The sequence below is a fragment of the Dietzia sp. DQ11-71 genome, from assembly GCF_014144995.1.
Lineage (GTDB): Bacteria > Actinomycetota > Actinomycetes > Mycobacteriales > Mycobacteriaceae > Dietzia > Dietzia kunjamensis.
Window position 1 is genome coordinate 1 of sequence record NZ_JAALDT010000355.1, and the last position, 1,214, is coordinate 1,214.

The window sequence follows — 1,214 nt, forward strand, 5'->3', positions numbered from 1 at the left end:
CGACTCGGAGTGGATCTTCTCGAACCGCTTGTCCTTTTTCGCCATGCGCCCATCGTGGCACCGGCGGGGTGTGCCGGACAAAGGTACGACGACGACGAGGTCACCCCGCCCCGGCATCCGATTCAGGAGTCGATGTGGCGGAACAGTCCGCGGGTGGCCTCGGCGACGGCCCGGTCCGGAGCACGGAGTTCGAACGGGATGGCGGGGTGGGGCTCGCTGTCGCGGGTGCGCATCCGGGCCTCGGTGGTCTGCGGGCGTCTGCGACCGCCGATCAGGTGAACGGCGACGACCATTCCCGCGAACACCATGACGGTGAACAGGGCGGGCAGCATCCAGGTGGTGCGGGACATCAGTGCGGCTCCGGCGGCGAGTTCGGCGGATGCGACGGTGGCGTTCAACGACGACCCGATCGTCAGCAGTCCCGTCCCCAACGCGAGGGGCGCGGCGGTGAGGCCGAGGCCGACGAGGGCGACCGTCGTGATCGTGCTGCGGCGACGTACGGGGACCGTGCTCATGATGGATCTCCTGTCTGGGCGTCTACACAGGATTCGGAGGCCCCCGCATTCCGGATGGGTGGCGGACCGGAATGTTCCCGAGATTCACACTGCCGCCCCCCGGATCCGCACCGCGGCCCCTCAGGGTGACCCGGATCCGACCCTGAGATCGGCCCTGACCGGTGTCAACGGACCGGTGTCGGGGGTTATGTTGGAGGGCGTCCCATCCCGCCAGCGACCCCTCGAATCGAGCCAGCATGAACGAGCAGCACGCGCGGCGACCGGACGGGCCGTGGTCCGAGGACTGGCTCGACCGGTCCGAGACGCCGGGGCAGGCCAACCCCACCGAGCAGTTCCCCACCGAGCGATTCCCCACCGAGCAGTTCCCCACGGCGCAGTTCCCGCCCGCTCAGCAGCATGAACCCCAGCGCTACGAACCCCAGCGCTTCGCCCACCCGCACCAGCCGGCCCAGCCGTACGCGCGACCGCCCGAGCCGCTGGCCCACGAGGGTGGGTTCCCGTACGGCATGCCGCCCGCCGCGCCCTACGGTCCGACGGCACCGTATGGCCCCGGCCAGCAGTTCGGGTACGCCGATCAGTACATCCCGCAGCACCTGCACGTGGCGCCGCACCAGTTCCCGCAGGGCCCCTACCCGCCGCAGTTCGGCTACCCGCCCATGCAGCAGACGGTGTACGTGCACGGCGGGCAGGTCAGGCGCG

1 protein-coding gene and 1 pseudogene are annotated in these 1,214 nt (G+C 70.4%); one reads left to right on the forward strand and one right to left on the reverse strand.

All coding sequences use genetic code 11. The features are described from left to right. Positions 1-122: 122 nt before the first annotated feature. Positions 123-515, reverse strand: coding sequence for a hypothetical protein (locus G6023_RS12470; protein ID WP_182635785.1), 393 nt, complete (start codon positions 513-515; stop codon positions 123-125). Positions 516-751: 236 nt separating this feature from the next. Between G6023_RS12470 and G6023_RS12475 the strand changes: the two are divergent. Next, positions 752-1,214 (forward strand): annotated as a pseudogene (locus G6023_RS12475) (hypothetical protein); the annotation flags it as partial.

Excerpts from the sequence above, each read along its gene's own strand:
- G6023_RS12470 (WP_182635785.1), bottom strand. The coding sequence starts at position 515 with ATGAGCACGGTCCCCGTACGTCGCCGCAGCACGATCACGACGGTCGCC.